Raw genomic sequence first — 18,464 nt, 5'->3', positions numbered from 1 at the left:
GATGCTGTTGAATTTCGATCGTCTTGGCGGCTGGAAATGGGTGCTTCTCGGCATCACGGCGCTGACGTCAGCCTTTCTCATCCTGCCGATCTTCTTCATCGCGGCCCTGTCGTTCGGCTCGTCGCAATGGCTGATCTTCCCGCCGCCGGGCTGGACGCTGAAATGGTATGCGATGTTCTTTGCCGATCCACGCTGGCTGGAGGCTGCCGGCACCAGCTTTTACATCGCGGTTATCGTCACCGTACTGTCGGTCCTGATCGGCCTTGTCGCCTCCTTCGGGCTGGTGCGCGGCCGCTTCATTGGCAAAGAGGGACTGCGCGCACTGTTTTTGACGCCGATGATCCTGCCGGTGGTGGTGCTGGCCGTGGCGCTCTACGCCTTCTTCCTGCGCGTCGGGCTGAACGGCACGGTGACCGGCTTCGTCGTCGCCCATCTGGTCGTGGCGCTGCCATTCTCGATCCTGTCGATCACCAATGCGCTGGAAGGGTTTGACAAATCGATCGAGGATGCGGCGGTGCTGTGTGGCGCCTCGCCGCTCGAAGCCAAGATCCGCGTCACCTTGCCGTCGATCAGCCACGGGCTTTTTTCGGCGGCGGTCTTTTCGTTCCTGACGTCCTGGGACGAGGTTGTCCTTGCCATTTTCATGGCCAGCCCGACGCTGCAGACGCTGCCGGTCAAGATCTGGGCGACGCTGCGCCAGGACCTGACACCTGTTATCGCCGCTGCCTCCACCCTTCTCATCGTCGTCACCATCGCCCTGATGCTGCTGGTTGCATTGCTGCGCAAAGGACTGAAATCATGAGCCAACCCTTCCTGCAGATCCAGGCCTTGCGAAAGGACTATGGCATCGTCACCGCCGTTCAGGAGGTCAATCTGACCGTCGAGCGCGGCGAGTTCATGACGTTCCTTGGACCGTCCGGGTCCGGCAAGAGCACGACGCTTTACATTCTTGCAGGCTTCGAAAACCCGACGGCCGGGGATATCCTGCTCGACGGCCAAAGCCTGATCTCGACCCCCTCGCACAAGCGCAATATCGGCATGGTCTTCCAGCGCTACACGCTGTTTCCGCATCTGTCGGTCGGTGAAAATATCGCGTTTCCGCTGAAGGTCCGCCGGCTTGGCAAGGCGGAAATCGATGCGAAGGTCGCAAGAATGCTGAAGCTCGTGCGGCTGGAAGGGTTCGAGGATCGCAAGCCCGCACAAATGTCGGGTGGTCAGCAGCAACGCGTGGCGCTTGCCAGGGCGCTGGCCTACGATCCGCCGGTGCTTTTGATGGACGAGCCTTTGTCGGCGCTGGACAAGAAGCTGCGCGAGGAGATCCAGCACGAGATCCGCCGCATCCACCAGGAAACCGAGGTCACCATCCTTTATGTCACGCACGACCAGGAGGAGGCGCTCAGGCTGTCCGACCGGATCGCGGTTTTCTCCAAGGGCGTCATCGATCAGATCGGAACGGGGCCGGAACTCTATGCAAATCCGGCCACACGTTTCGTTGCCGAATTTGTCGGCGACAGCGATTTCGTCAAATGCCGGATTCTTGAGGCAGCGGGTGGGCGCGCCGATATTGCCATCGGCTCCAGCGCCATCCAAGGCGTGCCGATGCATGGGCCGGGCAAGGCTGGGGGAGCTGCGGCGCTGATGCTGCGGCCGGAACGCCTTTCCCTGACGCGCGGACAAGGTGGTCTAGGCGGCGCCAATCTCGCCGCCACCGTCACCGATATCACCTTCCTTGGCAGCAACATCCATATAGCCGCTGCTGCAGAGACCGGCGAAGCGCTCTCTGTGCGCCTGCCGTTCGGCCACGAGGCCGCTTCCCGCATCAGCCGCGGCGATGCGGTCACGCTTGGCTTCGATCCCGCCAGCGCGCATGTTTTCGTTGCGGCGTAATCCCCGGCGCGGAAAAGGGCCTTGCCGAGGCGGGCAGATGCAGTTGAAGCTTCACAGACCCACGTAATTGACTATTTTATGCGGTGAACTGACCAAGGTTTGCTGGAGGCTGACGTGCGCAACGGCGTGACCGAATGGCTGCTGGATTCCGACCCCGCCATCCGCTGGCAGGTAATGCGGGATCTTTTAAACGCTCCTGACGCCGAGTGGCAAAAGGAACGGGCGAAGATAGAGGCTGAAGGGTGGGGCGCAAAGCTGTTTTCCGTCCAGGATGAGGACGGGCAATGGGCAGGCGGCGCATTCGTGCCTGCGGATTTTACCGAGCAGAAGTGGCGCGAGGAGGGGCAGGCCTGGACATCCACCTGCTGGACGCTTGCCCAATTGCGCCAGTTCGGCCTTCCCCCGGAATGCGCCTGCGCCCGGCGAACCGTCCGGCTGATCGGGGACAATTCGCGCTGGGATCATGCCGGCCAACGCTACTGGGACGGCGAGGTCGAAGAATGCATCAATGGCCGCACGGTCGCCGATGGTGCCTACTTCGGGGTCGATGTATCCCCCATCGTCGAGCGGCTCCTTGGCGAACGTCAGGAAGACGGCGGCTGGAACTGCGAGCGGGCCAATGGGTCCGAGGTTTCCTCCTTCCATACGACGATCAATGTTCTCGAAGGACTTTTGGAATATGAGCGGCATGGTGGCGCAACCCCGCAAACACAGGACGCACGCCGCAGCGGCGAGGATTATCTGCTGCGCCGCAATCTGTTTCGCCGCCTGAGCACGGGGGAGGTGGCGGACGAGGCGTTTCTGAAGCTGTCCTATCCCAACCGCTGGCGCTACGACGTCCTGCGTGCGCTCGATTATTTCCGGAATGCCTCGGCGTTTGACGGGACAAGCCCGGACCCACGTCTTGCCGAAGCCATCGGCTATGTGCGCAGCCGGCAATTGCCCGACGGCCGCTGGGTGCAGGATTGGTCCCCGCGCGGACGGATCTGGTTCGAGATCGGTGACGGCGATGGCCAGCCGTCGCGCTGGATTACCCTGCAGGCGCTTCGCGTGCTGGATTGGTGGGACAAGGCTCGCCCATAGCCCGCCTGTGCACCGCGCAGCGTTGAAAATTGCGCGAGTTTCCCAATAAATACCCTCACGAATCCGCCACCGCCCACTATATGCTACGGTTGCAGAGACTGCCGCGTTGGAGCAAAACTCCTGCGGCGGGCAGGCGAGGACATGATATGGTTTATGACGTCGCAGTCGTTGGGTCCGGGTTTTCGGCGATTGCCGAAACCGCCAATCTTTTGCGGCTCCTGCCGCCTTCGGCATCGATCGCTGTCGTTGGCGATGATCCGGGATTTGGACGGGGCACGGCCTACCGGACTGAACTCCACGTCCATCGTCTCAATGTTCCGGCCGGCCGCATGAGCATATTCGCCGATGAGCCCGATAATTTCGTCGACTGGCTGCGCGACCAGAAGCGCGGCGTGCCGCAGGACGGCTTTGCATCCCGCGATGATTTCGGCCGCTATCTCCGCGACCGGCTCGCATCGCTTCTGCGCAATCGCGACAACCGGCCGGCTTTGCATTTCATCAAGGCTAAGGCCACGGCCTGCGACCAGTGCAGTCCGGGCAGCGTTGTCTTCCAGCTGGACAATGGGTCGATCCTTCAGGCCAGCAACGTCGTGCTGTGCCTTGGCGTTGGCAATGCCAATGTGCCGGCCGATCTGTCCGGCGTGAAAGGGTCGATGCGGGAGCGTATCGTTGCCAATCCCTGGCGGCTCGGCTGGCTGTCGCATGTTGAGCCCTCCCAGACGGTGTGCATTTTAGGGTCGGGCCTCACCATGGTCGATCAGGTGCTGGCACTTCGGGCGCACGGGCATCGCGGCCCGATCCATGTTCTATCGCGCCGCGGGCGTGTTTCGCATGCCCATGCGACAGAGAAGGTTTCGCCGGTTGCGCCTGAGCTTCCTGCCGCGCGCGATATCAGCATTCTTCTGCGCTCGCTGCGCAAACAGGTGAGTGTCGGCGCGCCATGGCGTGGCGTCATGGATGGATTGCGCCCGATGACGCAGGGCCTCTGGCAGGACCTGTCGAAGGCGCAGCGAAGCCGCTTTCTGCGCCACGCTCTTGCCTGGTGGAACATCCATCGCCATCGCCTGGCGCCGGATGTCGCCAGCCAGCTTGGTACACTCATTGGTGATGGCACCGTGACCGTCCACAAAGGCTATTTGCAGACTGTCACGGAGACTGAAAACCGTCTGCATCTCTCCTTTCAGCCGCGCGATGGAAAAGGAATAAATCGGATTGAGGCCGATTGGGTGGTCAACTGCACCGGCATGGAACGGGCAGGGATCGCCCATTCGCCACTGCTTCGGCAGATGCGCAGGGACGGTCTCATCGCCGCAGACGAATTGGGACTGGGTATCAACGTTGACGGAAAATCACAGGTCGTCGATTGCAACGGCAATGTACAGGTTGGGCTTTATGCGGTGGGAGCGCTGACGGCCGGACGGTTCTGGGAGATCACGGCGGTCCCCGATATCCGTGTGCAGGCACGCGACGTGGCGTCATTGATCTCGGCGCATCTAAAGGGCTGATTACCCTTAAGCCGTGTCCGCATTTCGCGGCGTTCGTCCGCTCAGATGATATATTCCGGTTCCGGCAGGGCCTGATCCATTGTAACACCGGGGAGTACCGAGTGACGATGCCCGATCGGGCGGGCGGGTACGCCGACGACGGACGTATAGGGCAGGACCGGGGAGACGACGACGCTGCCGGCCCCGACCTTGGCGCCGATGCCGATCTCGATATTGCCAAGGATATTCGCCCCGGCCCCGATCAGCGCGCCGCGCCGGATCTTCGGGTGGCGGTCTCCGGTTTCCTTGCCGGTTCCGCCCAGCGTCACGTTCTGGAGGATGGAAACATCGTCTTCGACCACCGCCGTTTCACCAATCACCAGTCCGTTCCCGTGGTCGAGCATGATGCCCTTGCCCATCCTGGCGGCGGGATGAATATCGATGCCAAAAACTTCCGAGATGCGGCTTTGCATATGGCGGGCGAGATGCGGCCGGTCTCCCAGCCAAAGCCCGTGGGCGACGCGATGCGCCTGCAAAGCCAGAAATCCCTTGAAATAGAGAAACGGCGTCAGGATCTCGGTATTGCTGGGATCGCGATCCTTCACGGCCTCAAGATCAGCCGCAGCCGCGTTCAAAAGCTCCGGATCGGACAGGAAGGACTGATTGATCAACGCCAGCAGCTCTTCCTGGTCGAGATCGTGATTGGCAAGCTTGAGCGCCAGGCGGTGGGCCAATGCATAGGCAAAGCTCGAATGATAAAGAATGGCGGAGTTCATCGGCCGCACCAGCGCCGGATCCTTCTTTGCCGCCGCCGTTGCTTCCTCGCAGAGGGCCTCCCACAACCGGTGGACGGCCGGCCAGGGCGCAGTATCGGTTTTCAGCACCGTCAGATTGGTTGGCTGCTTGGCCATCTGTAAAAGGTCCTTCCCTGAGGGCGCGTGCGCCTATCCGATCGGTTGGTTGGCGGAAACTTAAGTCCTGCGCTGCGCGGCACTGCTCTCATCGAAAAAACGGTTTGCCGGCCGGGGCAGTCCGAGATGGTCGCGCAACGTCGTGCCCTCATAGTCGCGTCTGAACAGGCCACGCCGCTGCAGTTCCGGCACCAGCTTTTCGGCGACGTCGGTCAGTCCCTGTGGAAGGAACGGGAACGCGATGTTGAAGCCATCAGAACCATATTCAAAAAGCCAGGTCTCCATTTCGTCAGCGATCGTGGCGGGCGTGCCGACGAAGGACAGGCCCGAATAGCCGCCGTAGCGCTGCGCGAGTTGCCGCACCGTCAGGCCTTCCTGCTCCGCCAGCCGCAAAACCTGCGCGCGTCCGGTCTTACTGGCATTGGTATCGGGAATATCGCGCGGCAAAGGGGCGTCGGGATCGAACCCGGACGCATCGTGCCCGAGCGCTATGGACAGCGAAGCGATGGCGCTCTCGTAATAGACCAGACTGTCGAGATGGGCGCGTTTCGCCTTGGCCTCGTCAACGCTATCGCCGACGACAACGAAGGCGCCCGGCAGCACTTTCAGATGATCGCGGTTGCGCCCGATCTTTTCCATGCGGCTTTTGACATCGGCATAGAAACTCTTGCCGGATTCGAGATCCGGAGATGAGCCGAAGATCACCTCCGCCGTCTCGGCCGCCAGCTGGCGCCCCGGCTCGGATGCTCCGGCCTGGACGATGACGGGCCACCCCTGCGGCGGCCGCGCGATGTTGAGCGGACCCCGCACTGACAGATAATCGCCCTTGTGATCGAGGACATGCAGTTTTGCGGGGTCGAAATAAAGACCGGAAGCCGCATCGCGGATGAAGGCGTCATCGGCAAAACTGTCCCACAGGCCGGTGACGACATCGTAGAATTCGCGGGCGCGGCGGTAGCGTTCCGCATGATCGACATGGTCTTCCAGCCCGAAATTCAAGGCGGCATCCGGGTTTGACGTCGTGACGATGTTCCAGCCGGCACGGCCCTCGCTGATATGGTCGAGCGAAGCAAAGCGGCGCGCGATATGATAGGGCTCGTCGAATGTCGTGGAGGCCGTCGCCACGAGCCCGATGCGGCTGGTTGCGGTCGCCAAGGCCGATAACAGGGTGAAGGGCTCGAAAGACGTGACCGTATGGCTGCGCCGCAGCGCCTCGATCGGCATATTGAGCACGGCCAGGTGATCGGCCATGAAAAAGGCGTCGAACTTGGCCCGTTCAAGCGTTTCGGCAAAGGTCTTCAGATGTCGGAAATTGAAGTTTGCGTCCGGATAGGCGCCGTGATAGCGCCAGGCCGCTGTATGAAGACTGACCGGCCGCATGAAAGCACCGAGATGAAGCTGGCGGGTTGGCATGGACCTTATCTTTCGAATGAAAGTCTGTGCTTGGAGCACAAGGCTGAGGAGGCGAAGCTTTCATGGGAGTTCCGGCCCTGCTGGCGATCCAGCGGTGAGCTTGGGAACACAGACCGTTCGCGTCGCCGGGACAGGGGCAATACAAGCGCGGCGGGGGTGGCTGCCTTCACATCTTTGATCCGTCCAAGTATCGATTGCGTGCCGCCAGTTTGATGGTGTCCACAAACTTTGTAGAGTAATTTCGTTTCATAGATGCCGCATTCGGGAAACAATTATACCCGTGTGGAAGGGTGAGAGACGCAAAGTGCGGAATCGTGTACGTCACAATCGCCTGCAATCCGATTTAAAAAAGAAGGTTTTGATCGCGCCATCGGGCGGTATTGAATATTCTATAAAAATCATAGACATTCAAATCCGTTCCTCGAACTGATGAGACTGAGAGATGTCCTTATCCGCGCACCCGGCCCGCCTTCCCACTCTCGATTTTTCCCGTTTTCACGGCTCGCAATCCGAGCGGGATGCCTTCACCGGCGATCTGCGCCAGACATTGCATGACCATGGTTTCTTTTATCTCACGGGGCATGGGGTCGATCCCAAGCTGATCGCCGATGTCGTCGTGGTGGCAAAGCGCTTCTTTGCGCTTCCGCTAGAGCAGAAGATCGAGATCGAAATGGTGAAGTCGCCGCATTTTCGCGGTTACAACCGGGCAGGGCTTGAGCGGACCCGTGGAGAACAGGACTGGCGCGAGCAGCTCGACGTCAATACCGAGGGCAAGGCCGTGGTCATCGGCCCGGAAACACCGGCCTGGCATCGCCTTTTCGGCCCGAACCAGTGGCCCACGGCCCTTCCCGAATTAAAGCCGTTGCTGCTTGCCTATCAGGCGGAGGTCACGCGCATCGGCATCGACGTTCTAAAGGCCATCGCGATCGCACTTGGCCAACCGGCGGATGTCTTCGCGCCGATCTACGAGCCGCAGCCATCGCAGCTTTTGAAAATCATCCGCTATCCCGGCCGCGACGTGGCGGAGACCGATCAGGGGGTTGGCGCGCACAAGGATGGCGGCTTCGTCACGGTCCTGCTGCAGGATGTAACGCCAGGGCTACGGGTTCGAACCGAGGATGGCGTATGGATCGAGGCGCCGCCTGTCCCCGGCACGTTCATCATCAATACCGGCGAGCTGCTTGAGCTGGCCACAAACGGGTTCGTGCGGGCCGACGTCCATGATGTGGTTGCCCCTCCGGCCGGTACCGAGCGTTTCTCGGTCGCCTTCTTCCTCGGCGCCCGTTACGATGCCACCATCCCGGTCATTGATTTGCCGGAAGACCTGCGTGGATCGGAGCGTGGCATCACCGTCGATCCCCTCAACCCGATCTTCCGCGAAGTCGGTCAAAACCACCTGAAAAGCCGTCTGCGCTCCCATCCCGACGTTGCCCGCGCCCATCATACGGATCTGCTGCCGCCGGAGCAGCGCGAAGGCTAGACAGTTCGATGCAGTGGACTGAGGACGCGTTGCCGCTCGTCAGTCCGTGGCCCGGCGTTGCGAGATGATCATGCCAGCGATGATCAGCACGACGCCGAGGCTTGCCATCCAGAACGTCGATTCCGCCGATTTCAGCAGATTGATCGCCACGCTGCCGGTCATCTGCCCGCCGATGATCATGAGCGCGGTGTTCATGGCGCCAATCCGGGTGATCACCCAGCTGCCGGCGGCAACGAAGACAACGCCCACCGGGCCGCCAAGATAAGCGTACCAGGGGGCGTCCAATGCACCGGCGGGGATAAGCCCGCCGATGGCAAGCCCGACGGCCGTCAGCAGCCCGAAGCCGACCAAGTGGTTCCAGAAGGACGCAATCAGCGGCGATGTTGCAAAGCTCAAGCGGCCGTTGAGCTGACGGCTGAGGGACACCAGAATTCCGGCCAGACAGGCGGAAAGCACGAATATCGTCATTGTGAACCCGAAAGAATGATGAGGGTGCTGCCCGTGAGCACAAGCGCGAGCGCCACGAAATCCCGCGCGGTCAGGCTGCGTTTTTGCAAGCCGAACAACCCCCATTTATCCGCAGAGGCGCTGAAGGCCAGCTGTCCGGCAAGCCCGAGCGCCATGGTGCCGGGAAGACCGACCGGGGAGTTGACGGCAAACGAGGACAGAATAACCGTCGCAGCTCCCGATATGCCGCCCAGATAAGCCCAGAAGGGCGCCGGAGCCTTCCTCCCGGTTTTGCCTGCAAACCGGTAAAACAGGGCAAGAAGAACAAGCGCCGCAACGGTTCCGGTCCCATGCGCGGCCCAGGAGGCAAAAAGCGGCGTTCCGGCGCGGGCAAGCTCGCCGTTCAAATGCACCATCAGGCTCAAAAGGCCACCGGTCCCCAGCGCAATCGCAAAGATCAGCGGATTGGCCTGAACAGGCCGCGTCTCTTGGGTACTCATAGGCTTCCCGGGTTCTGGTCCGATATCTCTCTGTACTGCGATCTTTTCAGGCAGGCTTCAAGCCGCAGATCGATGCAGACCTGCGGGGAAAGTCCGTAAACCACAGATCCTGTGTAATGGATGGCCGGCTCAACGCTCGCCATCGGCCCGCCGTCCCTGCACGACGCGGTCGAGAACGATAGCGCAGAGAAGGATGGCGACGCAAAATAGGTCGATGACCTGGATCCGATACACGAAGCCGGCGTGGTCTACATGAAATTCCGCTACCGCATTTTAGGGGGTAAAATATGGGCAGTTGATGAATTATGGGCATCCGGCAAACAAGCGCTTGCATTCGGGAATCTATTTTCTATTCTTTTTGTAGAGTATGATGCGGTCGCCGATCCGATGGTGGCGGGCGGGCGCTCAGTGGCTGGATAAGGCCAGATGACATGCAGGAAGGAAGCGACCCATGACATTGCAGACTGCACCGTTCCCCAAGTCTTCGAATGCTACCGGCTCTCTTGCCCGTATCGCCATCATTGGCCGTGGATTTACCGGCATCATGAACGCCATTGCGTTGCTCAAGGGCTTTGACCGGCCGTTTCATCTGGTGATGTTTGATCCCAATCCCAGGATCAACGGCGGGGAGGGCGTCAGCCGTTCGGCCAAGACGGTGCTCAACAGCCGCGTCCGTGATCTTTCGGTCGATCCCACCATCCGCATGGATTTCAGGCATTGGCTTGAAGCGGATGAAGAATGGCGGCAGGAGGCGAGCCGCGAGGGCGTCGATCATTCCTTCGTGTCGGGCGAGACGTTCAGCGCCTATGTCTATCAGCGATTTTCCGAAGCGCTTCGGGACCGCACCGATGTCGTCGTCCGTATCCAGCCGGAGGCGGTCAGTGCCGTGCACCGCGCCTCGCATGGCGGGCTTCTGGTCGTTTCCGACGAGGGGCAGCAAACGCATTTCGATGCGGTATTTTTAGCCAGCGGTTATGGCGTCAGTGAAAGCGCCGAGGAGGCACCGGCCGTCGGGCAGCCACAAAACGTGATCGTCATCGGCGGCGGTGTCTATGCGGTCGATCGGGCGCTAAAACTGCTGGCCTCAAGCGCCGCATCGCATATCACCTTGATCTCCGCTTCGGGTTTCCTGCCGCAATCGCACACCAACGCCGCCGTCGGCCCTGTGACATCCAACCAGCCATTGCCCAGCACGCTGCGCGGCGCATTCCGCTCCTTGCGCGAGGCGGCAAACACGGCCGATCTGGAAGGCTCCGGCTGGCAGGGCATCATGAACGGGTTTCGCCTGCGCGCGGGCGAGCTTTGGAAGGGGCTGACCGCCGAGGAGCGCCGCCGGTTCAAGCGCCATGTGAAGCCGATCTATGACAGCCATCGCAACCGCCTGCCACCGGCGCATTACCAGCGCCTGCATCAGGCCATCGCCAGCGGCGCCATCACGATGACGAAGGGCAAGGTCGAGCGGATCGCCACCAATGGAATATTGCTCTCGACATCCGCGGGGCTGCAGGTGCTTGCGGCAGACCGGACGGTCGATTGCCGCATCCGGCCGATCGATATCGACGCGCCGCTGTTCCGGTCGGTGATTTCTGCGGGTCTTGCAAAACGCGATGAACTGGAACTCGGCATTCTCGTCGATCGGTGCGGCCGGGCTGTCACAGCGCCGGAGACGTTTGAGGGGCTGTTCGTGATGGGGCCGCTCGGGCTCGGCAGTCTTCCCGATATAGACCAGGTGCCCGAGATCGTGCTGCAGGCCTATGCCGCCACCGTTGCGGCGCGCCAATGGCTGCATGATGTGGGTGCAGCGGCCGATATCGAGCGTGTTGGCTAATCCGGGATGGCCGGAATGCATGTGGATGGCGGGCCGTAAACGGAGCTAGAGCTTAGGTACCACGTGTCTTGCGAATGAACCGTCAGGCGGCCAGCCATTTGCCGAGGAAATAGGACATTTGCTTGCGCCACCAGGGCCAGTCATGGCTGACATCACCGCCCCAATAATCGATGAGGGCGGGGATGGATTTGTGGCGGAGCACGCCTTCCAGCGCCCGGGTTTCCTCCAGCATTTCGTCTTCCCAGGCCCCTTGCCCGCAGCAGATGATCAGGCGCAGCCGGCGGATGTCGCGCAGCAGGTGTTCATCCTCGATGCCAGGGAGATAATCGATCGGTGAGTTGAAGTAGATGGCGCCGTCAAGCGCGGGGCCGAAGAAGTGCCTGGTCGAATAGACGCCACTGAGCGCGATCAGGCCGTCGCCCATCCAGGGAAAGCGGAACAGGAAATTGGCGGCGTGAAACGCGCCCATTGAACATCCCGTCAACAGCGGGCGGATTTCCGTTCCCACATTTGCCGCGCGGTTTGCCCGGAAAACCTCCGGCAGGAACTCCTCGCTTATATAGCGGAAATAGGCCTCGTGGCGTGAAATGCGGTGGTTGAAATCACCGTCCTTGCTGAAGAATGTCTCCCAGTCGATCCCGTCAACGGTGAAGATCTGCACCTGTCCGCTTTCGATGAAGCCCTGCAGTTCCTCGATCATGCCCGAATCTTCGTACTGGTAAAACCGGCCGTTCGATGTCGGGAAAACCACGACGGGTCGGCCACGATCGCCATAGACCTTGTATTCCATGGCGCGGCCAAGGTGCCGGCTCTCCCAGGCGTGATAGGAAACGTGCATGTATCAGACTCTCAATTCGTGAATGAAGGCCACGATTTCGCGTACCCGATCGAGGCTACCGGCGCGGAACTGATAGGCGAAGTCACCCATAGCACGCCGGAATACGGTTTCCACCTCCTGGTATTTGACGAGGTCGGCATGCCATGTCCCGACAATGTCCTGATGGCTGTACCGGTAGTCGAGACGGTGTTTGCGGCTGGCATAACCGGTGAAATATTTGCCCGGAAACGGCCCGCCGGTGCGATGATGGGCGACCATGTTCGCCCATTCCTCATAGATATCCATGTCATGCGTGTAATTGATCGCATCGGTCATCCAGGCGCCGGGCGGGCGCATATTGACCTCGAGCGCGATGATCTTGTTATCCCGGCGGCGTTGAAACAATTCGATGTGGAAGAAGCGCTCGCGGATATCCATTGCCTTGAGAATATTGCGCCCGGCCTCCTCGATCTCCGGATCAATCGCTGGCAGACAGAAATAGTAGAGATGGGAATCGGTATTCACGACCTCCATGATGCTTTGCTCGAAACGGTGGCTGGTGGCAAAGACCACATGGCCGTAACGATCAATCAGCCCATCATAGGTCAGGATGATGCCGTCGATATATTCTTCCAGGATGAACGGGATATCGGCCGGTTTGTTGCTGAAGAAACTGTCGAATTCGCGCGGTGTCGAGATCTTGTAGGTCATGCTGGCGCCGGAGCCGAGATCCGGCTTGACCACGATGGGGAATCCCACCTGGTCGATAAATTGAAGCGCGCTGGTCTTGTCGGAACTTTTCAGGTGGGCAACGGTGCTGACGCCGCTGCGGACGAAGTAATCCTTCATCTTCGATTTCTGCTTCAGATTGTCGATGAAATCCAGCTTGGTGCCATAGATATTGAAATCCGTCCGGATGCGGGCCTCAAGCTCCAGCCAGTGCTCATTGAGGGATTCGAAACGGTCGATCTTGCCGTAGCGGTGAATGAAATAGCCGACAGCCCGAATGACCTCGTCGTCATTCTCCATGTCGGCAATGCGATAATATTCGGTCAGAGACGCTTGGAGCTTGCCCGATAGCTCATCAAAGGGAGCATCGCCAATCCCAAGGACGCGCACGCCGTTCCGGTTCAGATGGTGGCAAAACTCTTGGCCATAGGCGGGAAAATGCGGCGAAAAGAAAATGAAATTCAAGGGTTCCACCTTCACTATATAGACTGGACGCATCATGCGTCACGCCTAGCGAAAGTCCAGCGCACCTTTTTCGCAATACCGGCCCAGACGTGTACCGCCTTCTAAAACCGCAGCCTTTTGCAGAAACAAACAGCCGTTACGCCGGGCAGAGCGGCCGTTTCAGCGCGCAGCCATGTTTGCGACGAGATCGCTGAACCGTTCGCCCTGGATGCCGACATGTCCGCGCAGGAGACGGCGGGCCTCGTCTCCGTCTCCGGCAAAGATCGCTTCGACGATGGCGCAATGTTCCAGGAAGGATGTCGAGAGGCGGTTGCGGACGCGCAGTTGCAGGCGGCGGTAGGGGCGCAGGCGGCGGTGCAGTTGGGCGCATTGCTCCTGAAGGAAGTCGCTTCGGCTTGCGGCGTAGATCGCCTTATGGAATTCCTCATTGTCGTAATAATAGGCATCGCTGTCCCCGGCGCCCGCCGATTGTTCGCAGCGGCCATGGGTGGCCGTGATCGCTGCACGCGATCCCTCGTCCAGCCGCCGTGCGGCAAGCGAACCGGCAAGGCCCTCCAACTCGGCCATGACCTCGAACATCTCATAGACGCGGTGCGGCCCCGGATCGATGACGACGGCGCCCCGGCGTGGCCGGATTTCGATGAGGCCGATAGCGTCGAGCTGCATCAGGGCTTCGCGCACCGGGGTGCGCGAAACACCGAAACGGGTGGCCAGCACCGTTTCGTCGAGCCTTTCCCCCGGCAGGAACTCGTTGGAAAGAATGGAATTTTCAATCTCGTCCCGCAGCCATCGGCCGGCATTTTCCGACATTTTTTGCTTTCCACATACACAAATTTAAATCTTGTATACACGATAGTTGACCTCGTGTACGAAGCGTGACATTCTTAATACTATCGGTGAAGGCCCGCGATGGAAAGTGGCGCGACCGCCCACACCGGGCGGAAGGGAGGAAATGGTATGTCCGAGACGTCATTCTTTACCGACATGCTGCAGAGCATCACGGATCGTGGCCGCCAACTTCTGTTTTCCGGCTCCCGCACCCAGCAGATCGCCACGGAGGCGGACCTCCAGACGCTCTGCGAAATGCTCCTGTCGAGCCGCGGCGAAGCCTCGGGCATGGCGCTTGCGGCGGAAATATTCGATCGCTGGGATGCGCTCAAGGGTGATGGCGCGCAGGACTTCCTGAATATGCTTCATGAGAAATTCGGTCCGGATACAGAAAGGCTCGATCAGGCGATTGAACATTATCGCAGCGACAAACGCTCCGCTGCCGTTATCGCTCTCCATCAGGCAGCCGAGCCGCGGCGCCAGGAGTTGCTGCGCCGGCTGAACCACGCGCCGAACGGCACCGCCAAGCTGGTCCAGATGCGTCAGCATCTGCTTGCGTCCAGCGACCGGTCGGAGGGATATCATGCGCTCGACGCCGATTTCACGCATCTGTTCGGCTCCTGGTTCAATCGCGGCTTCCTGACGTTGCGCCCCATCGACTGGTCGACACCGGCCTATATTCTGGAAAAGATCATCAAATATGAAGCCGTGCACGAGATCGCCGGCTGGGACGAGCTTCGCCGCCGCCTGGCGCCGGCCGACCGGCGGTGTTTTGCGTTTTTCCATCCGCGCCTTGCCGACGAGCCGCTTGTCTTTGTCGAAGTGGCATTGACGCGGTCGGTACCCAGCGCCATCGCCGATGTGCTTGACGAGGGCAGGGAGCAGATCAATCCCGATGAGGCGACCACCGCCGTCTTTTATTCGATCTCCAATTGTCAGGACGGGTTGCGGGGCATTTCGTTCGGCAATTTCCTGATCAAGCAGGTCGTGGACGATCTTCGCAAGGATCTGCCCGGACTGAAGAATTTCGTCACGCTGTCGCCCGTTCCAGGCTTTGCCCGCTGGCTTGCCAAAGCGCGCATGTCTGCCTCCGACGGGCTTATGACGGACACGGCCATTGAAACACTTGCCCTGCTCGACGACCCCAATTGGGCCGACGATGCGGGTACGGTCGCGGACGTGGAGCGCGTGCTTTTGCCTCTTGCGGCACGCTATTTCCTGACCGAGCGGACACCGGAGGGCCGCCCGATCGATCCGGTCGCCCGCTTCCATCTCGGCAATGGCGCGCGGCTGGAAAGATTGAATTTTCTGGGCGACCGTTCGGCCAAGGCGATGCAGCAGGCGCACGGATTGATGGTCAACTATCTCTACAAGCTCGACGACATCGTTGCCAATCACGAGGCGATGGCGCAGCGCGGCGAAGTGATCGCCTCGGCGGCTGTCAAAGCCAGTCTCAATCAGAACGATGAAAGCCGCCGCAGCGGTCATGGCCAGCAAGGCACGGGTCCGTTCGCGCAGATCATGAATTCGACGCTTGGAGGAGGGCGAAAGTGAGCAACTATCTATTCGACGCCATCAGGGCCGCCGCGCCCGCAGATGCGCCGTTCATCCTGACCGGTGGCGCGCGCGTATGGACCTATGATGAGGCGCTTGCTCTGTCCGGCCGCATGGCCAGTGCCATGGACACGCTCGGCATCCGTCCCGGCGACCGGGTTGCGGTGCAGGTGGAAAAAAGTGCCGAGGCATTGATCCTCTATCTCGCCTGTCTTCGAAGCGGCGCGGTCTACCTGCCGCTCAATACCGCCTATACGCTGGCAGAACTCGACTACTTTATCGGCGATGCCGAGCCGCGTCTGGTGGTCGTTGCATCATCCGCCAGGGCGGGCATCGAGACCATCGCCAGGCCGCACGGCGCCATTGTCGAAACGCTTGACGCCGATGGCAGCGGTTCGCTGCTGGATCTGGCCCGCGATGAACCGGCAGACTTCGTCGATGCCTCGCGCTCCGCCGATGATCTGGCTGCCATCCTCTATACATCGGGCACCACCGGACGCTCCAAGGGAGCGATGCTCACGCATGGAAATCTGCTTTCAAACGCCATGACCCTACGCGACTACTGGCGCGTCACCGCTGCCGACCGGCTGATCCATGCCTTGCCGATTTTCCACACGCATGGCCTCTTCGTTGCCACCAATGTCACATTGCTTGCCGGCGCCTCGATGTTCCTCCTGTCGAAATTCGACGCCGACGAGGTGATCTCATTGATGCCGCAGGCAACGATGCTGATGGGTGTTCCCACATTTTACGTTCGCCTCTTGCAAAGCGCGCGTCTCGATCGCGACGCTGTCTCCAATATCCGCCTGTTCATTTCGGGCTCGGCTCCGCTGCTTGCCGAAACCCATGCCGGATTTGAGGCGCGCACCGGTCACGCAATCCTTGAGCGCTACGGCATGACCGAAACCAACATGAACACCTCGAACCCCTATGACGGCAAACGGGTCGCCGGAACGGTGGGTTTTCCGCTGCCGGGCGTGACGGTGCGCGTGACCGATCCTGCGACCGGCGATCAACTCGGTCCGGACGAAACCGGGATGATCGAGATCAAGGGGCCGAACGTCTTCAAGGGCTATTGGCGCATGCCGGAAAAGACCGCAGCCGAATTCACCGCCGACGGGTTTTTCATCAGCGGCGATCTCGGCAAGATCGACGGCGACGGTTACGTGCACATTGTCGGCCGCGGAAAAGACCTGGTGATCTCCGGTGGTTACAACATCTATCCGAAGGAAGTCGAAGGCGAGATCGATCTGATCGAGGGTGTGTTCGAGAGTGCGGTGATTGGTGTTCCGCACCCTGATTTCGGCGAAGGCGTGACCGCCGTCGTCGTGCGCAAGCCGGGCGCTGATGTCGATGAAAAGGCCATTGTTGGCGCACTTCAGGATCGTCTCGCCCGCTACAAACAACCCAAATGCATCATCTTTGCCGAGGACCTGCCGCGCAACACGATGGGCAAGGTGCAAAAGAACATCCTGCGGCAGCAATACGCCGATCTTTACAGACGAACGTAAGACCACCGCACCTTCTGGGAGGAGGGTGCGCGCTATCCGCCCATTATCTTGACTGCAACAACTACGGCGCTGGAGGCGCCGGAGGGAGGGGAATCATGAGTATTGAACTTCTGTCCATAGGGCTGCTCGTTGCGATGTTCGTCGTCGCAACGATCCAGCCGATCAATATGGGGGCCTTGGCATTTGCCGGCGCCTTCGTGCTCGGCTCCCTGATCATAGGGATGAAAACCAGCGATATTTTCGTGGGCTTTCCAAGCGATCTGTTCCTGACGCTTGTTGCCGTCACCTATCTTTTTGCCATCGCGCAGATCAACGGCACGATCGACTGGCTCGTCGAATGCGCCGTCCGGATGGTGCGCGGACGCATCGGCTTGATACCCTGGGTGATGTTTCTCGTCGCCGCCATCATTACCGGTTTCGGTGCGCTTGGGCCGGCGGCGGTCGCCATCCTTGCGCCCGTCGCATTGAGCTTTGCCGTGCAGTACCGCATTCACCCCGTCATGATGGGTCTGATGGTAATCCATGGCGCGCAGGCGGGCGGCTTTTCGCCGATCAGCGTCTATGGCGGGATCACCAACCAGATCGTGGAAAAGGCAGGGCTGCCCTTCGCGCCGACCTCGCTCTTCCTCTCCAGCTTCTTCTTCAATCTGGCGATTGCCGTGCTGGTCTTTTTCGTGTTCGGCGGCGCGAAGGTGATGAAGCAGGGTGCCGCAGCCGCTGGCCCGCTGCCAGACTTGCATCCGAAGGGCGTGTCGGAGACGATCAGAGGCCATGGCGGCACGCCGGCAAAGCCGATCAGGGAGCATGCTTATGGCACGGCTGCCGATACCGCTTCGACATTGCGTCTGAACAACGAGCGGATCGTCACCCTGATCGGCCTGACGGCGCTCGGCATCGGCGCCCTGGTGTTCAAGTTCAATGTCGGTCTCGTCGCCATGACCGTGGCTGTGGTGCTCGCATTGCTGTCACCATCGACGCAGAAGGCCGCGATCGACAAGGTCAGCTGGTCCACCGTGTTGCTGATCGCCGGTATCATCACCTATGTCGGCGTCATGGAGAAAGCGGGCACTGTCGACTATGTGGCGAACGCCATTTCCAGCCTGGGCATGCCGCTTCTCGTAGCGCTTCTTCTTTGCTTCACCGGTGCGATCGTCTCCGCCTTTGCATCCTCGACAGCGCTGCTGGGTGCCATTATTCCGCTTGCCGTACCCTTCCTGCTGCAGGGACAGGTCAGCGCCATCGGCGTGGTGGCTGCAATCGCCATCTCGACGACGATCGTCGATACCAGCCCCTTCTCCACCAATGGCGCCCTTGTCGTTGCCAATGCGCCGGATGACCGGCGCGAGCAAGTGTTGCGGCAGTTGCTGATTTATAGCGCCCTGATCGCCATCATCGGACCGATCGTAGCCTGGCTGGTCTTCGTGGTGCCGGGTATCATCTGAGCGGAGAAAACAACCAATTTACAGCGTGCCGATCGATCTTCGGCACGCTTGCGATCGGTCCAAGTCAATCGATCCAACGGGTATG

Annotated in this window: 17 protein-coding genes; 10 read left to right on the top strand and 7 right to left on the bottom strand. The window is 60.5% G+C overall.

The genetic code is table 11. The features are described from left to right. Position 1 precedes the first annotated feature (1 nt). The 4 genes from PYR65_RS23840 (at position 2) to PYR65_RS23825 (ending at position 4,475) form a co-directional block, all read left to right on the top strand. On the top strand, positions 2 to 802 hold the full coding sequence (locus PYR65_RS23840) for an ABC transporter permease (protein ID WP_276121237.1): 801 nt from the start codon (positions 2 to 4) through the stop codon (positions 800 to 802). Then, positions 799 to 1,887, top strand: coding sequence for an ABC transporter ATP-binding protein (locus PYR65_RS23835; protein ID WP_060637308.1), 1,089 nt, complete (start codon positions 799 to 801; stop codon positions 1,885 to 1,887). Before PYR65_RS23840 ends, PYR65_RS23835 begins: the two co-directional genes overlap by 4 nt. A gap of 174 nt (positions 1,888 to 2,061) precedes the next feature. Next, on the top strand, positions 2,062 to 2,970 hold the full coding sequence (locus tag PYR65_RS23830; protein ID WP_407951355.1) for a squalene cyclase: 909 nt from the start codon (positions 2,062 to 2,064) through the stop codon (positions 2,968 to 2,970). Between the two features lie 146 nt (positions 2,971 to 3,116). Further along, positions 3,117 to 4,475: an FAD/NAD(P)-binding protein gene (locus PYR65_RS23825; protein WP_276121235.1), complete on the top strand. Its 1,359-nt coding sequence runs from the start codon at positions 3,117 to 3,119 to the stop codon at positions 4,473 to 4,475. A gap of 41 nt (positions 4,476 to 4,516) precedes the next feature. On the opposite strand, the gene cysE is transcribed toward PYR65_RS23825, so the two are convergent. Then, a complete protein-coding gene (gene cysE / locus PYR65_RS23820) occupies positions 4,517 to 5,365 on the bottom strand; it encodes a serine O-acetyltransferase (RefSeq protein ID WP_060637305.1) in 849 nt (282 codons plus the stop codon). 60 nt (positions 5,366 to 5,425) lie between these two features. Next, a complete protein-coding gene (locus PYR65_RS23815) occupies positions 5,426 to 6,778 on the bottom strand; it encodes an LLM class flavin-dependent oxidoreductase (RefSeq protein WP_276121234.1) in 1,353 nt (450 codons plus the stop codon). A 442-nt stretch (positions 6,779 to 7,220) separates the two neighbouring features. Between PYR65_RS23815 and PYR65_RS23810 the strand changes: the two genes are divergently transcribed. Then, a complete protein-coding gene (locus PYR65_RS23810; RefSeq protein ID WP_276121233.1) occupies positions 7,221 to 8,258 on the top strand; it encodes an isopenicillin N synthase family dioxygenase in 1,038 nt (345 codons plus the stop codon). A gap of 39 nt (positions 8,259 to 8,297) precedes the next feature. Here PYR65_RS23810 and PYR65_RS23805 read toward each other — a convergent pair whose 3' ends face one another. Together PYR65_RS23805 and PYR65_RS23800 are read right to left on the bottom strand one after the other, a co-directional pair. Then, positions 8,298 to 8,726: a DMT family transporter gene (locus tag PYR65_RS23805; RefSeq protein WP_276121231.1), complete on the bottom strand. Its 429-nt coding sequence runs from the start codon at positions 8,724 to 8,726 to the stop codon at positions 8,298 to 8,300. Next, positions 8,723 to 9,205: a DMT family transporter gene (locus tag PYR65_RS23800; protein ID WP_276121230.1), complete on the bottom strand. Its 483-nt coding sequence runs from the start codon at positions 9,203 to 9,205 to the stop codon at positions 8,723 to 8,725. Before PYR65_RS23800 ends, PYR65_RS23805 begins: the two co-directional genes overlap by 4 nt. Before the next feature lie 252 nt (positions 9,206 to 9,457). Between PYR65_RS23800 and PYR65_RS23795 the strand changes: the two genes are divergently transcribed. After that, positions 9,458 to 9,625 (top strand): hypothetical protein, encoded by a 168-nt coding sequence (locus PYR65_RS23795; protein ID WP_276121229.1) that lies wholly within the window; start codon positions 9,458 to 9,460, stop codon positions 9,623 to 9,625. A 31-nt stretch (positions 9,626 to 9,656) separates the two neighbouring features. Further along, on the top strand, positions 9,657 to 11,033 hold the full coding sequence (locus tag PYR65_RS23790) for an FAD/NAD(P)-binding protein (protein ID WP_276121228.1): 1,377 nt from the start codon (positions 9,657 to 9,659) through the stop codon (positions 11,031 to 11,033). 82 nt (positions 11,034 to 11,115) lie between these two features. Here PYR65_RS23790 and PYR65_RS23785 read toward each other — a convergent pair whose 3' ends face one another. The 3 genes from PYR65_RS23785 to PYR65_RS23775 form a co-directional block, all read right to left on the bottom strand. Then, positions 11,116 to 11,871 carry an esterase family protein gene (locus PYR65_RS23785; protein WP_276121226.1) on the bottom strand — a complete coding sequence of 252 codons (756 nt, stop codon included), beginning with the start codon at positions 11,869 to 11,871 and terminating at the stop codon, positions 11,116 to 11,118. 3 nt (positions 11,872 to 11,874) lie between these two features. After that, complete coding sequence (locus PYR65_RS23780; RefSeq protein WP_276121224.1) at positions 11,875 to 13,044, bottom strand: ATP-grasp domain-containing protein; 1,170 nt, start codon at positions 13,042 to 13,044, stop codon at positions 11,875 to 11,877. A 159-nt stretch (positions 13,045 to 13,203) separates the two neighbouring features. After that, entirely contained in the window at positions 13,204 to 13,854 is a 651-nt protein-coding gene (locus PYR65_RS23775; protein WP_276121223.1) for a GntR family transcriptional regulator, read from the bottom strand. A 147-nt stretch (positions 13,855 to 14,001) separates the two neighbouring features. Here PYR65_RS23775 and PYR65_RS23770 point away from each other — a divergent pair, with 147 nt between their 5' ends. The 3 genes from PYR65_RS23770 (at position 14,002) to PYR65_RS23760 (ending at position 18,379) form a co-directional block, all read left to right on the top strand. Further along, a complete protein-coding gene (locus tag PYR65_RS23770) occupies positions 14,002 to 15,426 on the top strand; it encodes a malonyl-CoA decarboxylase (RefSeq protein WP_276121222.1) in 1,425 nt (474 codons plus the stop codon). Continuing rightward, positions 15,423 to 16,937, top strand: a complete 1,515-nt coding sequence (locus PYR65_RS23765; protein ID WP_276121220.1) for a malonate--CoA ligase — start codon at positions 15,423 to 15,425, stop codon at positions 16,935 to 16,937. The genes PYR65_RS23770 and PYR65_RS23765 overlap by 4 nt, the downstream gene beginning before the upstream one ends. A 95-nt stretch (positions 16,938 to 17,032) precedes the next feature. Next, a complete protein-coding gene (locus tag PYR65_RS23760) occupies positions 17,033 to 18,379 on the top strand; it encodes an SLC13 family permease (RefSeq protein WP_276121219.1) in 1,347 nt (448 codons plus the stop codon). The last annotated feature ends 85 nt before the right edge of the window (positions 18,380 to 18,464 follow it).

Origin of the sequence: Pararhizobium qamdonense (genome assembly GCF_029277445.1) — a bacterium.
Classification (GTDB): Bacteria; Pseudomonadota; Alphaproteobacteria; order Rhizobiales; family Rhizobiaceae; genus Pararhizobium; species Pararhizobium qamdonense.
The sequence above is the reverse complement of the archived record's forward strand: the minus strand, read 5'-3'. Positions and strand labels throughout refer to the sequence as shown.